Raw genomic sequence first — 20,269 nt, 5'->3', positions numbered from 1 at the left:
GTATCATCGTTTTATGGGGGGAGCAATAGTTATGAAAAAACGTTTATGGCGGGTTATTTTGTTTGGATTTATTTTAATGATTCTGATTGGAAGCGCCGGGTTTGGTTATCACAATCATCGCGTGATGCAACGTAGTGATCCCATCTTTTTTAGTGGCTCAACGAAGCATATACCAGCACGAAAACTAGTACCAAAAACCTTTGTTCCACGCAAAGTGGTGACCCGACAGCCGAAGTTATCGCTAAAGGCTAAAAAGTTAAAGCAGTTGCTGGAACCTTTAATTGGTGGCGACCAGTTTGTGGGCACGATCTTAATTGTGAAAAATGGCCAACCTATTTATGATCAAGGCTATGGGTATGCTAATTTTCAAAAACAAGGATTTAATACGGCACAATCTGAATATCAAATTTTATCGATGCAAAAATCAATGACCGCGACTTTATTAATGCAACAGGTGGAAGCAGGTAGATTGAGGTTGACAGACCGACTGGCCCAATTCTATCCAAATATTCCAGGTGCTAAAAAAATGACGATTCGATCTATGCTTAATATGACGACCGGATTACGAATTCACAATTTTTCCACCCGTTCACTTTCTGGTTCCGGGGTGGTAGATTATGCAGCTCACCATGTGCAATTCTTACCAAATCAGAATCACAAGTGGTCGTATCAGCCTGTTAATTACACGTTATTAGCGGGAGTTTTGCAGAGGGTGACCCATCGGACTTACTATCAATTATTTAATCAACACATTATCCGGTTACTGGACCTGCATCATTCAGGCTTTGTCATGTTAGCAAAACGAGCAAATTGGTTGTCCACGCCGTATCATAATCAACCATTTTCTGATGATTCTGCTAATTATTTACATGCGTTTCACGAGTCACCAGCTAATCAGCATAATGAGTTGGCAACAGGAAATGTCTATATGAATGCGAGTGATTTTTATAAGGTTAGTCGTGCAATTTTGCAGGCTAGATTTGTGAGTGTTGAAAATACGCAGATTTTGCATGATGCAGCAGGTAATCGGATAGGCTATGCGGGCGGTTTGTATCACGAAAAAAATGGCGGTTATTGGAGTCACGGTGTTGGTTATGGTGAAGAAAGCGGCATGATGATTAGCGGCGACGGACAAAATGCGGTGATTATGTTGAGTAATTATCGGCGGAAAGATTCAATGTTGACGCAGCAATGTCATCAGATTTATCAAAACTTGATGCAAGGCATGTATTAAATGATTAAGTTAGAAGTGATTTAGGAAAACAATCTTTTTATTGTAGACTAATTTTGAGTGGCGGAGATCCGCTTTTTGGTTAGAGGCGAAAAATTAACTTCGAAACGACCGACATAGTTTTATTAACCTTAGAATGGGACAATACTACATCAAGAATAGTGAAACCACTTTGAATCGATATTGATCAAAATTTATTTTTATGACCAGCACTCGTTCTTTCGTCTGCTGGTCTTTTTTGATATAATAATGGATGGAATTCTAAGAGTTAAAACCTTCAGAATTAGAAAGCTGTGTCATAGAATGAATCGCAAGTCTAAGAAGCCTAGAGCAGGGGACTATATTGCGATCAAAAGCTATAAGCACGATGGCAGTTTGCATCGGACGTGGCGGGATACAATGGTATTAAAGAATAGCGATGATGAGTTTATTGGTTGTAACGACCATACGCTTGTGATTGAAGATGATGGGAGACGATGGGTAACTCGCGAGCCAGCCATAGTTTATTTTCATAAAGATTATTGGTTTAACGTGGTGACCATGATTCGCAGAAACGGCGTATCAAACTATTGCAATTTGGCTTCTCCATATGTATTGGATGAAGAAGCACTTAAATATGTTGATTACGATTTAGATGTAAAAGTCTATCCGAATGGGGATCGAAAGCTATTAGATGTTGATGAATACGAACGGTTTAGCCGGAAGTGGCACTATCCAAAAGATACAGACCAAATTGTGCGTTCGAGCGTCATTACACTGACCGATTGGATTGATCAGGGGATTGGACCGTTTTCAAACGAATTTATTAATATCTGGTACCATCGTTATCTAGAACTTGTTCAACGGAATAACCGGCGTTAATTTTGATCGTAAGAGAAATTGAACCAATTAATTTGATTTCAGGTCTACCTATATAAATATGACTGGCAATGTTTGAAAAGTTCAAATGTTGTCAGTTTGTTTTTATAAAACAAAAAATTGCCACTTTTTTAAATTTACTGTTCTTGTAATGCAAAGGTTATGAAAAATGATGTCTTAATAGGCTATAATAGAAACGTTATGGAATGGAAAACAAGTTTATGTAATGACTAGTTTTCACAGAGAGAAAAAGGAGCCATGCTATGTTTGATAAGATTAGGCGATCCCCCTTGATGTTTTGGACCTTGGAGTTGCTGATCGTAGCGACTTTAATTTATGTTTGTACCAAAATTAATTTTTTGTTTGCGCCGATTGGAACTTTCATTTCAACCGTGTTTGTGCCAATCCTTTTGTCCGGATTTTTGTTTTATTTACTTAATCCGTTAGTTAAATTGATTCAAAAAATTAAGTACAAAAAGTTTCGTATTAGCCATACCTGGGCCGTGGTGATTGTGTTTGTTCTGTTGCTGGGAATTATTGGGTATGCATTGGGATGGATGATTCCAAGATTGGCCAATCAGATTGCGCAGTTGATTGAAAGTTTACCAAGTATTGCCAGCAATTTACAAAGGGCCTCACAGCATTTCTTGGAACATTCCGATTGGATTAAAAACGTAGACTTAGATCCCTACATTAAGAAAATGAATAGTTCAATTGGAACCTATGCAGAGTCAATCTTAAGCACAATGACGAGTAGCATTGGCACGTTAATCGCCACGATTACAAGTGTCACAGTTGTGATCATTACGGTGCCGGTAATGCTATTTTACATGTTAAAAGACGGCTGGAAGTTAATGCCCTCCATCAAACGAATGTTACCAGCAAAAAATGCAGATACGATTGTGGAATTGTTTGATAAAATGAGCGCCACGTTATCCTCATACATTGGTGGACAGGTTTTGGAATGCTTGTTTGTGGGGACGTTTACCGCAATTGGTTATATGATAATTGGTCAGCCTTATGCGTTGTTATTAGGTGTCGTAGCTGGGATTGCAAACATTGTGCCCTATGTTGGTCCGTATATTGGAATTTTTCCAGCGTTGCTAGTTGCTCTGACGGATTCCACGATGCAAGTTGTTTGGGTGGTTATCGTCGTTTTGATTGTGCAACAAGTGGATGGTAATTTGATTTATCCCAATATTATTGGTCGGAGTTTGCAAGTACATCCACTAACCATTATTATTCTGTTGTTGGCGGCTGGAAAAATTGCGGGAATTCCTGGAATGATCTTGGCAATTCCTGCCTATGCTGTTGTCAAAGTATTAGTTGAATTTATTTATCATATTTGGATCTTAAATAATCAAGATTAGTTTAAGTTAGTTTTGATTAACTAGGATAACGCTAATTTACTGGAATACGGCGGCTTGTTTGTGGTAATATTGGTGAGTATTTAATATTATATTCTTAGGAGAATGAACATTGAAAAATGTAATTACTTATGGCACTTTTGATTTAATTCATAAGGGACATATTCGTTTACTTAAACGTGCAAAGGCATTGGGCGACCACTTAACCGTGTGTGTCTCAACGGATGAGTTTAATGCTTTAAAAGGAAAAAAGGCTTATACCAGTTACGAAGATCGCAAGTACATTTTGGAAGCTATCCGTTATGTGGATGAAGTTATTCCAGAAAAGGGTTGGGATCAAAAAATCAAAGATGTCCAAGAAAGACACATTGACACTTTTGTGATGGGCGATGATTGGAAAGGTAAGTTTGACTTCCTGAAAGATTATTGTGAAGTGGTTTATTTACCACGAACAGAAGGTATTTCAACGACTAAAATCAAACGTGATCTTGGTCTAGCAAGCGACAATAAAAAGTAAAAGTAAACAAAAACTGGGGGTAATCCCTCAGTTTTTTCTTATATATGATATTAAATTAAATTTTTTTAATGATTAGATTGGTAAGAGGATTGATGATGAAAAAAGCCTTAGTTCTGGTTTCGGATGCTGTTTCGATAAAGAATCCGTACCTGATAAAAACGATTAAAAAATTAGTGAATAATCAAATTCGGGTGACAGTTTTGGTCATGATTTTGGACTATCATTTGGCAGCCAAAGTCACTTTTAAATTGACCAAGGCTGTTGCAAGGGAAAATTCTGAAGCAAAAATTATCAATTGGTTTGATTTATTACATGAACAAAAGGGGATTGCTGTCAGCTTGCAAACGCTAGATACAATTCACTCTGGTGAACCGGAAAAACGGACTTTTGAACTTCCTGAACATGAAAAGATCGAAAGGTATTTTGATAAACATGACCTCATCATGGAACGGATTTTTAGACAAGACAGATTGGCGCTTCTTAAAAGCTTTGCGGATGGTACGTTACAAACGCAATAATATTATGATGACCAACAAAGAGTTCGAGAAGTTGTCCATTTTCAAGATGGACAGCCAACAATTTATGAAGTTTTGAATAACACTAACCAACAACTTTACCAATTCATTGTCAAACAGCCACGGCTTAGAAATTATAGAGTGGCAAGTGATAGTGAATTTGCGGCGCGTGGCGCGATTGTGGAATCAGATTTGTTTAAGGGCACGCCACGGAATACCGTACGCTTTGAAATCTCAAATTCTCAATTTAGTGTCCATGACTATGTGACTTGGCGTCCTTATAAAAATGTATTTGAATTTTATGCAGGGCAATTACGTCAGCTAATTGATAATGATCAGACAACCGGGATTTTTATAGATTTAGAATTGGTTGAATCCATGAGTCCTTATTTGGGCACCTTAAAAACTTTTAATTATTGAGAAAGGGGGCAGCATTAATGCGCGCAATTTTGTCCGATGTGCAGACTAGGTCTCAAGAACAAGAATACGAAATTGACTTAATCGGGTTAACACAGCAAGTTAAAAACTTGCGGCTATTTTTTATTGAGCAGGAATCCTTAGAAAGCTTCATGATCAGCCATGTCAGAATTGACAGAAATATGCTGCAGTTTCAGCTACCTTCTGGGCAATTGACAGGTAGTTTTCCGGGACAGAATCGGTTCACTTGGGAAATGTATTTACAGTGGCAAGAAGGCGATCATTTTGAAACGGTTCAGGTTGAAAATGAGTTTGTGGACAATAAATGGTTGGACATTAACTTGTTTCAAAAGTTTCAGACAGATTTTGCTGGTTACGTGAATATCGAAGTTTATCGCAAAACTAATGATGATCTGTTTGAGTTGCAAAATGTGCAACACGTGCCTGATGGGATCATGCTTTTTGGCACTAAACAGATTAATGTGCAGAGTTTACAAAACATTGTAGTTACAGCTAAAAATAAAAATGATGAGACAGATATGCTGCGGATTACTGAAAATTTAAGTCAGTATCCAGACCTATTTCAGTTTAAAATTCCATTTGCCCAATTGACGATTGCTAATGAATATGAGCTGGCAATTACTTATGATTTTAACGATAAATATTTTCATCAACGCCTTGGTGTCGCGAGTCAATTTAATCCTGATAGTGATTTTATTCAAAATGTAAATGGCAATGTTGTTGAGTTGGATTTGGCATATGATAGTAGGCTGACTTTGGTCTTGCCAATTGAAAAGCTATCAATGCAACAACTGGTTAAACGGATCGCAGGAAAAGCACAGCTAACTTTAGGCTTAGCGGGCGTTTTTCTCGGTAAAATAAGGTTGCATCTGATTAAACAATTATTTAAGCGGAGCCGAATACCATATCAACGGCCAACAGTTGTGTTTGAAAGCTTTGGTGGCCGCCAGGTTTCTGATAGTCCACTTGCCATTTATCGCGTTTTTAAGCAGTTCTATCCAGGTTATAATTTGGTGTGGTCGATTTATCCGGAACTCAAAAGCTTTTGTCGAGATCACGGGATGCACTATGTTGTCCGTGATAGTGTAAAATGGGTATCAGTGATGCGTCGTGCGCAAAGTTGGGTTAGTAATGCCCGTTATCCATCATGGGTAAAAAAATCTAAATTCACCTTTTATCTGCAGACGTGGCATGGGACACCATTGAAAAAATTAGGTCTGGATATTAAACAGGTGACGATGCCTGGAACGGATACTGTGTCTTATCATCGGAACTTCACTCGAGAAGCAAATCGATGGGATGCATTGATTAGTCCCAATGATTATTCAACCAATATTTTTCGATCAGCATTTGGCTATAAGAATCAAGTTTTAAAAATCGGTTATCCGCGTAATGATGAGTTAATTAACACGACGGCGGCACGAATCAAGGACTTGAAAGAAAAAATGGGAATTCCAGCCGATAAGAAGGTCGTTTTGTACGCACCAACTTATCGAGATAATGCGTTTATCACGACTGGGAAATACACATTTAAATTACCATTTAGTTTGAAGAAATTCCAAGAAAAGTACGGGAAAGATACGATTTTGATTTTGCGGATGCACTATTTGATTGCGAATCAAATCGACGTCTCAGAATTTCAAGATTGTGTTTTAAATCTTTCTGATTATCCTAATATCAGTGATTTGTATTTAGTTTCTGATTTATTGATCACTGATTACTCCTCAGTTTTCTTTGATTTTGCATACTTAAAACGGCCAATCTTGTTTTATCCGTATGACTATGAGATGTACAAAAATGAATTGCGAGGTTTCTATTTGGATTATGAACATGAGCTTCCGGGCGAAATTGTCCATTCGGAAGCAGACATGTTTACTGAGATAGGAAAAATATTGCAAAACGGGGATATGACCAATAATGTCCGTTTCCAGCAATTCTACGACCGTTTTTGTGCAATTGATAGTGGAGACTCATCGCGAAAAGTAGTAGATTATATTGTAAACGCAATTAAGAAGTAGGAAGGTAGTTATGAACGAAACAAAAATAGATCAAGCAGTCGCAAAACGGCGAACGTTTGCCATTATTTCTCATCCGGATGCTGGTAAAACAACGATTACGGAACAATTATTGCTTTTTGGAGGAGTTGTTCGTGAAGCTGGAACCGTTAAAGCCCGAAAATCTGGTAATTATGCAAAGTCAGATTGGATGGAAATTGAAAAGAAACGTGGAATCTCAGTAACTAGTTCGGTTATGCAGTTTGATTACCAAGGAAAACGAATCAATATTCTGGATACGCCAGGACATGAGGATTTTTCCGAAGATACGTATCGAACTTTAATGGCCGTGGATTCCGCTGTCATGGTTATTGATTCTGCAAAGGGAATTGAGCCCCAAACCAAGAAGTTGTTCCAAATTTGTAAAATGAGGGGGATTCCCATTTTTACATTTATGAATAAACTGGATCGAGATGGCCGTGAGCCTTTAGATTTGGTTAATGAATTAGAAGAAGTGTTGGGAATTGATGCTTATCCAATGAACTGGCCAATTGGCATGGGTAAAGGACTACAAGGATTGTATGATCGCTATAACCAGCGAGTGGTTTTATATCGTAAAGATGCACAGGGTAATCAGTATTTGCCACTGGATGCGGAAGGTAAACTCTCAGATAAATATCCACTGACTGAAGATAGTGCTTATCAAGATGCTGAAGGCGATATGGAGCTACTTAGTGAAGCCGGCAATTCATTTGATGAGGCCAAAATTTTATCCGGAGATTTAACGCCTGTTTTCTTTGGTTCGGCGTTAGCTAATTTTGGGGTTAAAACTTTTTTGGACAGTTATTTGAAGTATGCGCCAGCTCCCGCAGCTCATGTGGATCAAGCTGAAGAAAAAATCGAACCAGATGATCCCGAGTTTTCAGGTTTCATTTTTAAAATTCAAGCCAACATGAACCCCAATCACCGGGATCGAATTGCTTTTGTCAGAATTTGTTCAGGGGAATTTGATCGGGGGATGGATGTGACCTTACATCGAACTGGAAAGGTGATTCGTCTTTCAAATTCAACCCAGTTTATGGCTGATGCACGGCATACAGTTGAAAAGGCGGTTGCTGGCGATATTGTCGGGCTATACGATACTGGAAATTTCCAAATTGGTGATACCATTTATTCAGGGAAACATGACGTGCAGTTTGAAAAATTACCACAATTTACACCAGAACTATTTGTGCATGTTGCTGCAAAAAATGTAATGAAGCAAAAATCTTTCCATAAAGGGATTCAACAGCTGGTTCAAGAAGGGGCTGTTCAGCTCTACACAAATTATAATACGGGTGATTATATTTTGGGTGCGGTTGGTCAACTTCAGTTTGAAGTTTTCCAATTCCGGATGTTAAACGAATACCATTCAGAAGTTGTTATGGAACCAATGGGCAAGAAAATTGCTCGCTGGATCGATCCGGAACAACTGGACGAGCGGATGTCTTCTTCACGGAATCTTTTGGTAAAGGACCGTATGGATCAGCCATTGTTCTTATTTGAAAATGAATTTGCAGAACGTTGGTTTAAAGGTAAGTATCCAAAAATTAAGTTAACCGCTAAGCTGTAATTTAAGTTGTTTTATAAGGGCAAATCCAATTTATAACTTGGAATTTGCCCTTTTTTGCGATTCGTTTTTGGTAATTGGAATTTAAAGTTATCTAAAAATCTCTTAAAATACATGGTAAAGGTCTATTAAAAATACCGTTTTTCAGTTATACTTATTTAGTTTATGAACGGCTTTAAAGTTCAAATATCACTGTTGATGTGTAATGGAGGTTCAACTATGAGTCAAGCGTGGCATAAGATCCGTCGGGGATTAAATACTCGGTTTGGATTTTTCTTGTTCGCCGTTATTCTATTTTGTATAAAATCCTATATGGCCTACCAAATGAAATTCAGTTTAGGTGTTCAAGGGCATATGCAAGAACTAATTTTGGCGATTTCGCCAATTGCGACGGCTTTGTTTCTTTTTGGGATTGGTTTATATTTTCGGGGACGCTGGGCTTATTGGTGGATGATTTTAATGGACGCTATCTTATCCACGTGGTTGTTCGCAAATATTTTGTATTACCGAGAATTCTCAGACTTTATTACGTTCAATTTAATCAAGGGATCCGGATCGACATCTGATAACCTTGGTAAAAGTTTAATGGGCATCATGCGTGGAACCGATTTTTTGGTTTTTGTGGATGTGATTTTCCTAATTTTGTTATTACTCGTGCGGTTTATCAAAATTGATACGACCCGGTTCAAATTTCGTTATGCCTTGGCCACCACCGTTTTATCAATTGGTGTGTTTGGCGTAAATTTGGGCATGGCCTATAGTAATCGTTCAGGGTTGTTAACCAGAACATTCGATAATAACTATATTGTGAAGTATCTAGGTTTACAGACATATACGGCGTATGATGCGATCAAAACGTACCAGTACAGTGAACAAAAGTCGAAGGCCTCAGATGATCAACTAAAACCGATTGAGAAGTTCTTGAAAAAACATCATGTATCTTCAAACATCCAGTACAAGGGTGTGGCAAAGGGAAAAAATGTTTTTGTCATCCATCTAGAAAGTTTGCAACAATTTGTTATTGATAAGAAATGGGATGGCCAAGAAATTACGCCTAACTTGAACAAACTGTATCATGAAAAAGATACGTTGAGTTTTGATAACTTCTTTAATCAGGTTGGCCAAGGGAAAACGTCCGATGCTGAAATGATGCTTGAAAACTCTTTGTTTGGGTTGGCAGAGGGTTCCGCCATGGTTATGGATGGAACTAGCAATACTTTTCAAAGTATGCCGGCTATTTTAGATCAAAATGGCTATTCGACCGCTTCGTTCCATGGGGACGTGCCGAGTTTCTGGAACCGAGATAATGCTTATAAATCATTTGGTTATCAATATTTCTTTAGTAAAGAGTATTACAAGATCAAACCAGGATATGTCAGTGGTTACGGTATGAAAGATAAGATTTTCTTGAAGGATGCCATGAAGTACGTGGAACAACTTCCGCAACCGTTCTATGCAAAATTAATTACCGTTTCAAACCATTATCCATATTTGATTTCTAAAAAAGATGCATCAATTAAAGAATGGGATACTGGGGATCCAACGGTCGATCCGTATGTTCAGACTGCGCATTATTTGGACCAATCAATTGGTGAATTGATCAGCTATTTGAAGAAGTCTGGTTTAATGAAGAACAGTATGCTGGTCTTGTATGGTGATCATTACGGAATCTCAAACAACCACAAAGCAGCCATTGCTAAAATTCTTGGTTTAAAACAAATCGATAACTACAATTTGGCCATGTTCCAAAAGGTACCGTTCATGATTCATATGACCGGACTGAAGGGCGGTATTAACCATACTTATGGGGGCGAAATTGATGTAATGCCAACGTTAACAAATCTTTTGGGAATTAAAGACCCAGGGGCCATTCAATTTGGGCAAGATTTGTTGTCGAAGGATCGCAATCAAATTGTTGCCTTCCGTGATGGGGACTTTGTTTCACCGAAGTATACTAAGTATGGCAATGACTTGTACTTTACAAAGATGGGACAACAAATCACAGATAAAACTGCAACTGAAAAGAAAGAAGTTGCCAAGATTCAAACTTATGTCAATAAAGAATTATCCTTATCTGATTCGGTTATCAACGGTGATTTACTCCGATTCTCTAAGCATTCTTGGTTTAAGACGGTTGATAAAACTAAGTATAATTACAAGAAATCAGCTGGTCTTAAGGAATTGAGTAAAGCACAGGAAAAAGAGCCAACAAGTTTACTGAAGAAAAATAAAGGTAAATCAACCTTAGATCTTTATAAAACAGATGCACCAGAACTGGAGTCTGAAGATTCAAGTAGCAGTAGCTCTTCATCTTCATCTTCATCTTCATCAGCATCATCCTCTTCTTCATCTAAATAACGTTATGTATAAGAAACTCATGGTTAAACGATTAATTTCGTTCAACCATGAGTTTTTTTGTAAATTAAGCTTTTTTGGTAGATGCAGCCTTGGTGTCAGCCACATTTTCAACGGTTAGTTCAATGTTGCCATCAGCAATCTTAGCTACAAGATTTTTTGCATCTGGATGGTCCAAATAATAATCAGCAATTCGATCTTCAATCTGTTCTTGAATTACTCGACGAAGTGGACGAGCACCCATCTTTGGATTGTAACCTAACTCAACTAATTTCTCTTCAACTGGTTCTGTCACATGCACATGTAAGCCTTGAACAGCTAACATCTGATTGACATTGCCAATCATTAAGTCAACAATTTTCATTAAGTTTTCCTTGGTGAGTGAATTAAATTCAACAATATCGTCAAAACGATTCAAGAATTCAGGTTTGAAGTAATTACCTAACTTATCCAAAACTGAGTGGGTTGTGCCTTTTGCTGCAGCACCAAAGCCAACGTCAGCTTCAACGTCACCGGTTCCGGCGTTAGAGGTCATGATAATAATTGTATCCTTGAAACTAACAGTCCGGCCTTGAGAATCCGTCAAACGACCATCATCTAGAATTTGAAGGAACATATGCATGACATCTGGATGAGCCTTTTCAATTTCATCAAGCAAGATCAAACTATATGGGTAACGACGAACTTGCTCAGTCAACTGACCGGCTTCTTCATAACCAACATAGCCAGGAGGCGAACCGATCAATTTAGAAATTGAATGTGGCTCCATGTATTCACTCATATCAAAACGAATCATTGAATCCTCTGAACCAAATAGTTCGTTTGCTAATTGCTTAGCTAATTCAGTTTTACCAACCCCAGTGGGGCCAACAAAGAGGAAGGAACCAATTGGTCGGCCAGTACCATTCAAACCGATTCGGTTTCGACGAATGGCGCGAGCAATTTTTTCAACGGCTTCATTTTGACCAATAACCTTAGCACGTAAATCTTCACCAAGATTTTGTAGTTGTTCCTGTTCACGTTTTTGTAACTCGCCAACCGGAATATCCGTTTTTTCTTCGATGATCTGTTCCATATCTTTATCAGTCACTGTTGGAATTTCACTCTGGTTAGTTGCGCCAGACTTAGTTTTTTCTAGTTTATTAACTTGGTCACGATAATAAGCGGCCTTTTCATAATCTTCGGCCTTTAAGGCGTCTTGTTTGTATTTTTCAGCATTGTCAATCTTTTGCTGAATGGTAGTTGGATCTACGGTATTAATCGTGAGGTTCTTTTTAGATCCCGCTTCATCAAGCAAGTCGATTGCCTTATCTGGTAGGAAGCGATCTTGAATATAGCGCTTAGAAAGCTTTGCTGCAGCCTTGATCGCGTCATCTGTGTAATGTACATGGTGGTAATCTTCGTATTTCTTTTGAATTCCCTGTAAGATACGAATTGATTCTTCCACACTAGGTTCGTCAACCTGAACTGGTTGAAGGCGACGTGCTAAAGCAGCATCTTTTTCAATATCCCGGTACTCATTTAAAGTAGTGGCACCAACGAGTTGAAAATCACCTCGTGCCAATGCTGGCTTCAAAACGTTACCAGCATCCATACCACCTTCAGCATTCCCAGCACCAACAATTTCGTGAATTTCATCAATAAAGACGATCATGTCTTTATTATTTTCAACTTCTTTCATAAGTTGTTGCATGCGTTGCTCAAATTGACCACGAATTCCAGTACCTTGTACTAATGAAACGACATCCAAACGGACAATTTGTTTGTTGATTAATTTTTGAGGGACGTCACCAGCGACAATTCGTTCAGCTAAACCTTCCACAACGGCTGTTTTACCAACGCCGGCTTCACCAATTAAAGCGGGATTATTTTTAGTACGGCGATTTAAAATTTCAATAACCCTTGAAATTTCTGAATCACGCCCAATCACGGGGTCAATTTTTCCCTTTTTAGCCAGCTCAGTTAAATTCAGACCATATTGATCTAACAAACCACCTTTGCCATTACGTTGGTTACCACCGTTATTACCGGTAGGACCGCTTGGTTGAGTGGGGGGAACTTGCTGGTTTAATCCTTGTGGGTTTTCAACATTTCCGTTTTGCATTGCGCGGAAAATGTCATCTAAATTCCCAAATCCAAATGGGTCTTGTGCCATGTTTGCGGCACCTCCATTTCCTAAGTTATTTCCTTCTTGCTGTTTTAGAAGTTGATAGCAATTTTGACAAAGATTAATCTGCATCCGTTGTCCATTGACATTGGTATACAAATGAATCGTTGCTTCGTTCTTATGACAATTTTGACATAACATTTTGCTGACTCCTTTCAAAGAATCAAGGTCAAAAATGTTTGACCAACTTTGACCATGACCATATTATAACGCGCCGAAAAAATTGTGCAAGCAATTTGTATCGAAAAATAACTATCTTCGAATCTACTTGTAAGGCGTTTTTGTAGGTTCAAAAACTAGTTTAGCACTTTGACATATAGAGTGCCAATATTTGAACTTTGTATCGTTTTCAGCTAAACTGAGTTTACTTTATAAAGGCAGGTGATCAAATGGCACGAGATTTTTCGAATTTATTGGAACAGCTCAGACAAGGAACAATTAAAGAATTAACGGTTGAACCAGATGAATTTTCAGAATTTCAACCTATCTATATGAAGTATGATCAGCGAAAACGCGTAATTGGATCGGCTCAACGAAATGGGAAAGTAGTTTATCACTTTGAAACTCATGAAAACGGTGAACATTAATTTCACTTTTATTCGTGAAAGGGCTTGTAAAAATTTCGAGAAATTGCTATCATCAATGGGAAAGGCTGATTAATTGTTAGTAAGATGAATGCTATGTTCGTTTTATAACTTAAAAAGAAAGCCCTTACTAAACTTATATTTTTAAAGGAGATCGATTTATAATGGAAACACGAGACTTTCATATTATTGCAGAAACAGGTATTCACGCACGTCCAGCTACTTTATTAGTACAGGCAGCAAGCAAATTTAACGCTGATGTTAAGTTAACTTACAAAGACAAATCAGTTAACTTGAAGTCTATCATGGGTGTTATGTCATTAGGTGTTGGTCAAAACGCTGATGTGACCGTATCTGCTGATGGCGATGACGAAAAAGAAGCTATTGAAGCTCTTGCAGATACAATGAAAAAGGAAGGACTTTCTGACTAATGGCAAAACAATTGAAGGGAATTGCTGCCAGTGATGGCGTTGCAATTGCGAAAGCATATATGCTTGTCGACCCTGATCTGTCATTTGATAAGAAAACAATTGATAATCCAGATGCTGAGATTAAACGTCTTCAAGACGCTTTAGACGCATCTAAAGCAGAACTAGAGTTAATTAAGAGTAAAGCTGCTAAAAGCCTTGGTGAAGAAGAAGCCGAAGTTTTTGAGGCCCACATTACGATTCTCTCAGATCCAGAATTGATTGGTAATATTGAAGACAAGATCAAGAATGACAGCGTTAATGCTGAACAAGCATTAAAAGATGTCACTGATGGTTTTATTGAAACTTTTGAAGCAATGACTGATAATCAGTACATGCAAGAACGTGCCGGAGACATTCGTGACGTGACAAAGCGTGTCTTGAGTCATTTATTAGGGGTTGAATTACCTAACCCAGCTTTGATTGATTCAGAAGTTGTAGTCGTCGCTCATGATTTAACACCAAGTGATACTGCTCAGTTGGATCGTAAGTTTGTTAAGGGATTCATTACAGATATTGGTGGCCGAACATCACATTCTGCAATTATGTCCCGTACTTTGGAAATTCCAGCTATTGTTGGAAGTGAAAAAGCAACAACAGATATTAAAGCTGGCGATACCGTTGTGATTGATGGGATGCATGGACTGGCACTCGTTAACCCAGATGCTGATGAAGTTGCAAAATATCAAAAAATGCAAAAAGACTTTTTGGCTCAAAAAGCTGAATGGGAAAAACTTCGTGATGAAAAGACATCGTCGAAGGATGGCGTTCATTTTGATTTAGCAGCTAATATTGGTACCCCTGATGACATCAAAGGTGTTATTGATAATGGTGCTGAAGCTGTTGGCTTGTTCCGTTCTGAGTTTTTGTACATGGATTCAAGCGAACTACCAACTGAAGACGACCAGTTTGAAGCTTACAAACAAGTTGTTTCAGGAATGAACGGCAAACAAGTTGTTATTCGGACCATGGATATTGGTGGAGACAAGCAATTGCCATACTTACCACTTCCGGACGAAATGAACCCATTCTTGGGTTATCGTGCTATCCGAATTAGCTTGGATCGGACAGATTTGTTCCGAACACAATTACGAGCTTTGTTGCGAGCATCTGCTTACGGTAAACTTGCAATCATGTTCCCAATGATTGCAACTGTTGCTGAATTTAAGAAAGCTAAAGCAATTTTTGAAGATGAAAAGCAAAAGATGGTTAAGGCTGGAACTAAGATCGGTGATAACATCCAAGTTGGTATGATGATGGAAATCCCTGCTGCCGCTATGATTGCTGACAAGTTAGCTAAATATGTTGACTTCTTCAGTATTGGTACAAACGATTTGATTCAATACTCATTTGCTGCAGATCGTGGTAATGAAAAAGTTTCATATTTGTATCAACCATATAATCCATCCCTATTGCGTCTTATTAAAAACACAATTGATGCTTCTCACAAAGAGGGCAAGTGGACTGGTATGTGTGGTGAAATGGCCGGCGACCAAACTGCTGTTCCAATTTTAATGGGACTTGGTTTGGACGAATTCTCAATGAGTGCAACTTCAGTTTTGAAGACTCGTTCATTGATGAAACGCTTGGACACCAAAGAAATGAAGAAATTAGCCGATAAGGCCGTTACTGAAGCAGAAACTAACGACGATGTCATCAAACTCGTTAACGATGCAATTAAGTAACAAAATTTAGTTTTAGATAAGTCTCTGGGGATCTTTAAATCCTTGGAGATTTTTTTGTTATACTAAAAATGATTAACAAAAATGGAGTTGAAAGTATGAAGTTTGAAACGAGCGATCTAGTGACGTTGGATTATTCAGATGAGGGAACAGGGCAGCCCGTAGTTTTTTTGACGGGATTTGGTGGCTCAAAGGAAATCTGGCATCAACAAAAAAAGTTGTTATTGCAGCGTGGTCTTCGAGTTGTGAGGCTAGATTTTCGAAATCAAGGTTTGTCGCAGCATGTTAATTGGGGATTACGTATTTCTAGATTAGCAGCAGACGTTCATGAATTGTGTGTGTTGTTGAAATTGACCGACTTCATCTTGGTTGGAAATTCAATGGGTGGGGCAACGATTTATGCTTATCTTTCTTTGTTTGGTCCTGTGAACGTGCACAAAATTGTCATAGTTGATCAGCCGCCGAAAATGATTAATGAAAGTGATTGGCAGTTTGGGTTTAAAAATTTAACTTGGCAAAATTTCAAAGATCGTTTGAAGCAACCTTTAGGTCCGTCAACTTTCAAACATATTGATGATGACACATTTGCATTAGTCAAGAAAGTGACGGAGAGTTATCCGTTTGACTCAAAGCTTGATTATCCGTTGTTACTAAATCATGCTGTTCAGGATTGGCGGGATGTGATTAAAAGAATGTCAATTCCGATGCTTTTAGTTGTTGGACAGCAGAGTCCTTACTTTGATTATCATTTTAGTGATGAGATTCAAAAGATGAATGGTACAATCAAAACGGCAATGGTTGAAAAAAGTGGTCATATTGTGATGGCTGAGCAATCAGAAAAATTTAATCAACTGTTATGGCAATTTATAGGTAATTAAGAGCTACAAGAGAGTTGTTTGCATAACGCGTATGAAACCAATATAATTAAACTTGATTAAGTTTATAGTTTTTTGGGGAGGATACTTGTGAATATAGGAATTTTTACAGATACATATTACCCACAGGTTAGTGGTGTCGCGACCTCGATTAAGACCTTGAGGGAGCAGCTCGAAAAACAGGGGCATCAAGTCTATATTTTTACAACGACAGATCCTAAAGTAGACAAAAATGTGTACGAAAGAAATATTTTTCGTTTTGCAAGTATTCCTTTCGTTTCTTTTACTGACCGAAGAATAGCTGTAAGTGGTTTGTTCAAGGCCTATCAAGTTGCAAAAGAATTAAATTTAGATATTGTTCATACACAGACTGAATTTTCACTAGGCTGGATTGGTAAGTTTGTAGCTAAAAATTTAAAAATTCCATGTGTGCATACGTATCACACAATGTATGAGGACTATTTACACTACGTGGCGAATGGGCATTTGTTACGCCCTTATCATGTTAAACAAGGTACGCGAGCTTTTTGTTATCATTTAACGGGAGTTGTAGCGCCGAGCGAACGAGTGATAAAAACGTTAAACGGTTATGGTGTTAAAGCACCTATTCGTGTGATTCCGACAGGTGTTAATGTGAATCATTATGCCCAACATGAAGAAATTGATTGGCGAGAGAAATATGGTTTTCCTAAAAAAAAGAAAATTTTACTTTCTTTAAGTCGATTAGCTTATGAAAAAAATATTCAAGAAGTTATTAAAACCTTCCCGCAAATTTTAAAAGCAGTTCCAGATAGTTTGTTAGTTATCGTGGGTGACGGCCCAGCACGAGAAAGCTTGGAACTGCAGACTAAGAATTTGGGGATTACTGATCATGTGCGGTTTACCGGCGAAATTGATAATGACATTGTGTACCGTTACTATCAAATGGCAGACCTGTTTGTATCCGCCTCAGATTCTGAATCGCAGGGTTTAACCTATATTGAAGCGTTGGCGGCTGGACTAAAGGTGGTCGTCAAATCTAGCCCTTATACGGATCAGTTATTGGATGATCCATCACTGGGAGTGACTTTCGAAACGGAAAAACAATTTGTGCATTTTGCGGATAATTACTTAAATCATCCGGTTAGTTTTGAAGATCCTGAGCCTCGGGAACGCAAACTTTATGATATATCGGCGGATCATTTTGGTAAGCAAATTGTAGATTTTTATAAAGATTCATTAGTGCTGTATGCAGATCGAGAAGAGTCTTCAAGCTTTTCTGACTAAGGGGGAAAAGATTTGCGAATTAATATGTTCTCTTCAGCAACAAAAGTTAAAGGACAAGGTGTCGGTAGTGCTTATGAGGAATTAATTTCATTACTGAAAACACATTTTCCCGACGAGTTTAAAATTAGTATTAATAAATATGGACGTTCTGAGATTAGTCATTACCATACGATTGATCCTCAATTTTATTTGTCGACGTTTATGCCAGGCAGGGGTAGGAAAATAGGTTATGTCCATTTTTTGCCCGAAACAATAGAAGGTAGTTTAAAAATTCCTCAACCATTTCGAGGGATTTTTTACAAGTATATAATTGCATTCTATAAACGGATGGATCATATTGTGGTGGTTAATCCAACGTTTATTCCCAAATTAACTGCATATGGAATTCCAGAAGAAAAAATAAGCTACATTCCCAATTTTGTGCACAAAAGCGAGTTTTATGAGATGAGTTCTGAAAAAAAACAAGCGTTGCGAAGGCAAATGCATATAGAACAAGATAAGTTTGTTATTTTGGGAATTGGTCAAGTCCAGGAACGTAAAGGGGTTAAGGATTTTATTAAGCTTGCAAAAAATAATCCGGATCTCCACTTTATATGGGCAGGGGGGTTCTCTTTCGGCAGAATGACAGATGGTTATGCGGATTTGAAAAAAGTTGTGGATAATCCACCGGCCAATTTGAAGTTTACAGGAATTATTGATCGTTCAGAGTTAGTCAACTATTATAACGTGGCCAATTTGTTTTTGTTGCCATCGTATAATGAACTGTTTCCAATGTCCGTACTAGAGGCATTTAGTTGTGGGACCCCAGTTTTATTACGGGATTTAGATCTTTATCATGCAATAATTGAGGGGTACTATGCGCCGGCAAAGGATGTTAGTGAAATGCAAGCACAAATTAGTTATCTTACTAAGAATACTGATGCATTAAAGACATTACACGAGAAATCTAATGAAGCCTCAGCACAATATTCAGAGGAACATTTAGCCAATATTTGGCACGGCTTTTATATGCGTCAGGCAAGAGAGGGCTAGAGTAATGTCCAAGAGAAATAAAATTGTGTTGATATTTATGTTAATTCTGGGTATTGGTATATTTGGATTTTCATTACGGAATATTAATCTCAATCATTTACTACATGACATTGTTCACATTCATGTGCAATGGTTATTGGTGGCGATAGGTTGCATGCTGCTTTATTTTGGAATTGAAGCTGTCATTACGCGAATGTTTGTGGTTAGTAACGGAGACCGTTTTTCTTTTCGGGATGCAATTCGGATTCCACTAATTGAACAGTTGTTTAACGGCATTACGCCTTTTTCGTCAGGAGGCCAACCGGCACAACTTGTGGCATTAATGCAAAGTGGGGTTGAGGCTGGCAGAGCAAGTTCTGTCCTTTTGATGAAATTTGTGGTATTTCAAGCTATGATAGTGATTAACTTTATGTTTAGTTTACTGATTGGCTTTGATTATATTGCGGCAAAGATGAGTTATCTGTCTTTGTTTGTTGTGTTTGGTTTCTTGATTCATTTTGCAGTCATCATCGGTTTATTGTTAGTCATGTACTGGCATGGATTTACAAAAAAACTGATTAGTTGGATTATGATACCGGTTGGATGGTTTGTAAAAGAAGATCGGTATGCTAAGTGGAAAGTTTCTTTGGATGAGAAGGTAGACACTTTTTATTTGGAAAGCGTCCGTATAAAATCGCAGTGGAAACTGTTGATTAAAATTTTTATAATGACTTTCTTTCAACTTCTCTTTTACTACTTAGTGCCGTATTATATTATGTTGTCTTTGGGATATACAGGTATAAATGTCATTATGGTCACATCCTTACATGTTTTGATTGTCATGGTTATTTCTATTTTTCCTATTCCAGGTGGTTCAGGTGGGGCGGAATATAGTTTTGATGTTTTGTTCTCTAGTTTTATTCATAGTAATAGTAAATTAGTTTTAGCCATGATGATTTGGCGATTATTAACTTATTACTTTGGCATGTTTGGTGGTATGTTTGCTTTAGTGACTAAACCAGATAAATTAAATCGAACGATTGTAAAAAAATTATGAAGTGAATTTTTAACCGTATTTCTAAGTGGAAGTGCGGTTTTTCTTATGTTTCCAAAAAAAGTTTTAATTAGTTTTGTTCAGGCTTATCAAGGGATTTGAACGCTGATTTATAAAAAAATGGGATTTTTGACTTGACCAAGTGATGAATAGTTGATATGATATTCAAGGTCGTTTTTGAGAGGCACAGCTTCTTGTAATGACAATCAAATGTTTTTTAAAAGTTGAAATTGGTTGTTGACTTTTAGAAAAACTGATGATAAAGTTAAATAGTTGCGT

17 protein-coding genes are annotated in these 20,269 nt (G+C 37.8%); 16 read left to right on the top strand and 1 reads right to left on the bottom strand.

All coding sequences use genetic code 11. From position 1 onward, the window contains the following. The first annotated feature begins 31 nt into the window (after positions 1 to 31). The 9 genes from DD627_RS02075 (at position 32) to DD627_RS02035 (ending at position 10,887) form a co-directional block, all read left to right on the top strand. Positions 32 to 1,234 carry a serine hydrolase domain-containing protein gene (locus DD627_RS02075; RefSeq protein WP_260274944.1) on the top strand — a complete coding sequence of 401 codons (1,203 nt, stop codon included), beginning with the start codon at positions 32 to 34 and terminating at the stop codon, positions 1,232 to 1,234. A gap of 300 nt (positions 1,235 to 1,534) precedes the next feature. Continuing rightward, positions 1,535 to 2,092 carry a DUF402 domain-containing protein gene (locus tag DD627_RS02070; RefSeq protein ID WP_068805852.1) on the top strand — a complete coding sequence of 186 codons (558 nt, stop codon included), beginning with the start codon at positions 1,535 to 1,537 and terminating at the stop codon, positions 2,090 to 2,092. A gap of 260 nt (positions 2,093 to 2,352) precedes the next feature. Next, a complete protein-coding gene (locus tag DD627_RS02065) occupies positions 2,353 to 3,459 on the top strand; it encodes an AI-2E family transporter (RefSeq protein ID WP_260274945.1) in 1,107 nt (368 codons plus the stop codon). A 109-nt stretch (positions 3,460 to 3,568) separates the two neighbouring features. After that, positions 3,569 to 3,973, top strand: coding sequence for a glycerol-3-phosphate cytidylyltransferase (tagD, locus tag DD627_RS02060; RefSeq protein ID WP_057784569.1), 405 nt, complete (start codon positions 3,569 to 3,571; stop codon positions 3,971 to 3,973). A gap of 95 nt (positions 3,974 to 4,068) precedes the next feature. After that, positions 4,069 to 4,491 carry a hypothetical protein gene (locus tag DD627_RS02055; protein WP_260274946.1) on the top strand — a complete coding sequence of 141 codons (423 nt, stop codon included), beginning with the start codon at positions 4,069 to 4,071 and terminating at the stop codon, positions 4,489 to 4,491. Between the two features lie 138 nt (positions 4,492 to 4,629). Then, on the top strand, positions 4,630 to 4,908 hold the full coding sequence (locus DD627_RS02050) for a hypothetical protein (RefSeq protein ID WP_286984568.1): 279 nt from the start codon (positions 4,630 to 4,632) through the stop codon (positions 4,906 to 4,908). A 17-nt stretch (positions 4,909 to 4,925) separates the two neighbouring features. Then, on the top strand, positions 4,926 to 6,944 hold the full coding sequence (locus DD627_RS02045; protein ID WP_260274948.1) for a CDP-glycerol glycerophosphotransferase family protein: 2,019 nt from the start codon (positions 4,926 to 4,928) through the stop codon (positions 6,942 to 6,944). A 10-nt stretch (positions 6,945 to 6,954) separates the two neighbouring features. Beyond that, on the top strand, positions 6,955 to 8,532 hold the full coding sequence (locus tag DD627_RS02040; RefSeq protein ID WP_068805840.1) for a peptide chain release factor 3: 1,578 nt from the start codon (positions 6,955 to 6,957) through the stop codon (positions 8,530 to 8,532). Positions 8,533 to 8,748: 216 nt separating this feature from the next. After that, positions 8,749 to 10,887 (top strand): LTA synthase family protein, encoded by a 2,139-nt coding sequence (locus tag DD627_RS02035; protein ID WP_260274949.1) that lies wholly within the window; start codon positions 8,749 to 8,751, stop codon positions 10,885 to 10,887. Between the two features lie 64 nt (positions 10,888 to 10,951). Here the strand turns inward: DD627_RS02035 and DD627_RS02030 are convergent, their stop codons facing one another. Continuing rightward, positions 10,952 to 13,192 carry an ATP-dependent Clp protease ATP-binding subunit gene (locus DD627_RS02030; RefSeq protein ID WP_260274950.1) on the bottom strand — a complete coding sequence of 747 codons (2,241 nt, stop codon included), beginning with the start codon at positions 13,190 to 13,192 and terminating at the stop codon, positions 10,952 to 10,954. A 248-nt stretch (positions 13,193 to 13,440) separates the two neighbouring features. On the opposite strand from DD627_RS02030, the gene ykzS reads away from it, so the two are divergent. The 7 genes from ykzS (at position 13,441) to DD627_RS01995 (ending at position 19,993) form a co-directional block, all read left to right on the top strand. Beyond that, positions 13,441 to 13,638 (top strand): protein YkzS, encoded by a 198-nt coding sequence (gene ykzS / locus DD627_RS02025; RefSeq protein WP_068805831.1) that lies wholly within the window; start codon positions 13,441 to 13,443, stop codon positions 13,636 to 13,638. Positions 13,639 to 13,799: 161 nt separating this feature from the next. Continuing rightward, on the top strand, positions 13,800 to 14,066 hold the full coding sequence (locus DD627_RS02020; protein WP_057774159.1) for a phosphocarrier protein HPr: 267 nt from the start codon (positions 13,800 to 13,802) through the stop codon (positions 14,064 to 14,066). Continuing rightward, on the top strand, positions 14,066 to 15,787 hold the full coding sequence (ptsP, locus tag DD627_RS02015) for a phosphoenolpyruvate--protein phosphotransferase (protein ID WP_260274951.1): 1,722 nt from the start codon (positions 14,066 to 14,068) through the stop codon (positions 15,785 to 15,787). Before DD627_RS02020 ends, ptsP begins: the two co-directional genes overlap by 1 nt. A gap of 95 nt (positions 15,788 to 15,882) precedes the next feature. Further along, positions 15,883 to 16,662: an alpha/beta fold hydrolase gene (locus tag DD627_RS02010; RefSeq protein ID WP_057785037.1), complete on the top strand. Its 780-nt coding sequence runs from the start codon at positions 15,883 to 15,885 to the stop codon at positions 16,660 to 16,662. A gap of 87 nt (positions 16,663 to 16,749) precedes the next feature. Beyond that, entirely contained in the window at positions 16,750 to 17,925 is a 1,176-nt protein-coding gene (locus tag DD627_RS02005; RefSeq protein ID WP_260274952.1) for a glycosyltransferase family 4 protein, read from the top strand. Between the two features lie 24 nt (positions 17,926 to 17,949). Next, positions 17,950 to 18,957, top strand: a complete 1,008-nt coding sequence (locus DD627_RS02000; protein ID WP_057785040.1) for a glycosyltransferase family 4 protein — start codon at positions 17,950 to 17,952, stop codon at positions 18,955 to 18,957. A 4-nt stretch (positions 18,958 to 18,961) separates the two neighbouring features. Further along, a complete protein-coding gene (locus DD627_RS01995) occupies positions 18,962 to 19,993 on the top strand; it encodes a lysylphosphatidylglycerol synthase transmembrane domain-containing protein (protein WP_260274953.1) in 1,032 nt (343 codons plus the stop codon). Positions 19,994 to 20,269 lie beyond the last annotated feature (276 nt).

The sequence above is a fragment of the Pediococcus sp. genome (assembly GCF_003533255.1).
Taxonomy (GTDB): Bacteria; Bacillota; Bacilli; order Lactobacillales; family Lactobacillaceae; genus Pediococcus; species Pediococcus parvulus.
Note: the sequence above shows the minus strand (reverse complement) of the source record. Positions and strands in the feature narration are given on the sequence as shown.

Bases quoted from the DNA above. Each gene is read 5' to 3' on its own strand.
- DD627_RS02075 (WP_260274944.1), top strand. From the start codon at position 32: ATGAAAAAACGTTTATGGCGGGTTATTTTGTTTGGATTTATTTTAATG.
- DD627_RS02070 (WP_068805852.1), top strand. From the start codon at position 1,535: ATGAATCGCAAGTCTAAGAAGCCTAGAGCAGGGGACTATATTGCGATC.
- DD627_RS02065 (WP_260274945.1), top strand. From the start codon at position 2,353: ATGTTTGATAAGATTAGGCGATCCCCCTTGATGTTTTGGACCTTGGAG.
- DD627_RS02055 (WP_260274946.1), top strand. From the start codon at position 4,069: ATGAAAAAAGCCTTAGTTCTGGTTTCGGATGCTGTTTCGATAAAGAAT.
- DD627_RS02045 (WP_260274948.1), top strand. From the start codon at position 4,926: ATGCGCGCAATTTTGTCCGATGTGCAGACTAGGTCTCAAGAACAAGAA.
- DD627_RS02040 (WP_068805840.1), top strand. From the start codon at position 6,955: ATGAACGAAACAAAAATAGATCAAGCAGTCGCAAAACGGCGAACGTTT.
- DD627_RS02035 (WP_260274949.1), top strand. From the start codon at position 8,749: ATGAGTCAAGCGTGGCATAAGATCCGTCGGGGATTAAATACTCGGTTT.
- DD627_RS02030 (WP_260274950.1), bottom strand. From the start codon at position 13,192: ATGTTATGTCAAAATTGTCATAAGAACGAAGCAACGATTCATTTGTAT.
- ykzS (WP_068805831.1), top strand. From the start codon at position 13,441: ATGGCACGAGATTTTTCGAATTTATTGGAACAGCTCAGACAAGGAACA.
- DD627_RS02020 (WP_057774159.1), top strand. From the start codon at position 13,800: ATGGAAACACGAGACTTTCATATTATTGCAGAAACAGGTATTCACGCA.
- ptsP (WP_260274951.1), top strand. From the start codon at position 14,066: ATGGCAAAACAATTGAAGGGAATTGCTGCCAGTGATGGCGTTGCAATT.
- DD627_RS02010 (WP_057785037.1), top strand. From the start codon at position 15,883: ATGAAGTTTGAAACGAGCGATCTAGTGACGTTGGATTATTCAGATGAG.
- DD627_RS02000 (WP_057785040.1), top strand. From the start codon at position 17,950: ATGTTCTCTTCAGCAACAAAAGTTAAAGGACAAGGTGTCGGTAGTGCT.
- DD627_RS01995 (WP_260274953.1), top strand. From the start codon at position 18,962: ATGTCCAAGAGAAATAAAATTGTGTTGATATTTATGTTAATTCTGGGT.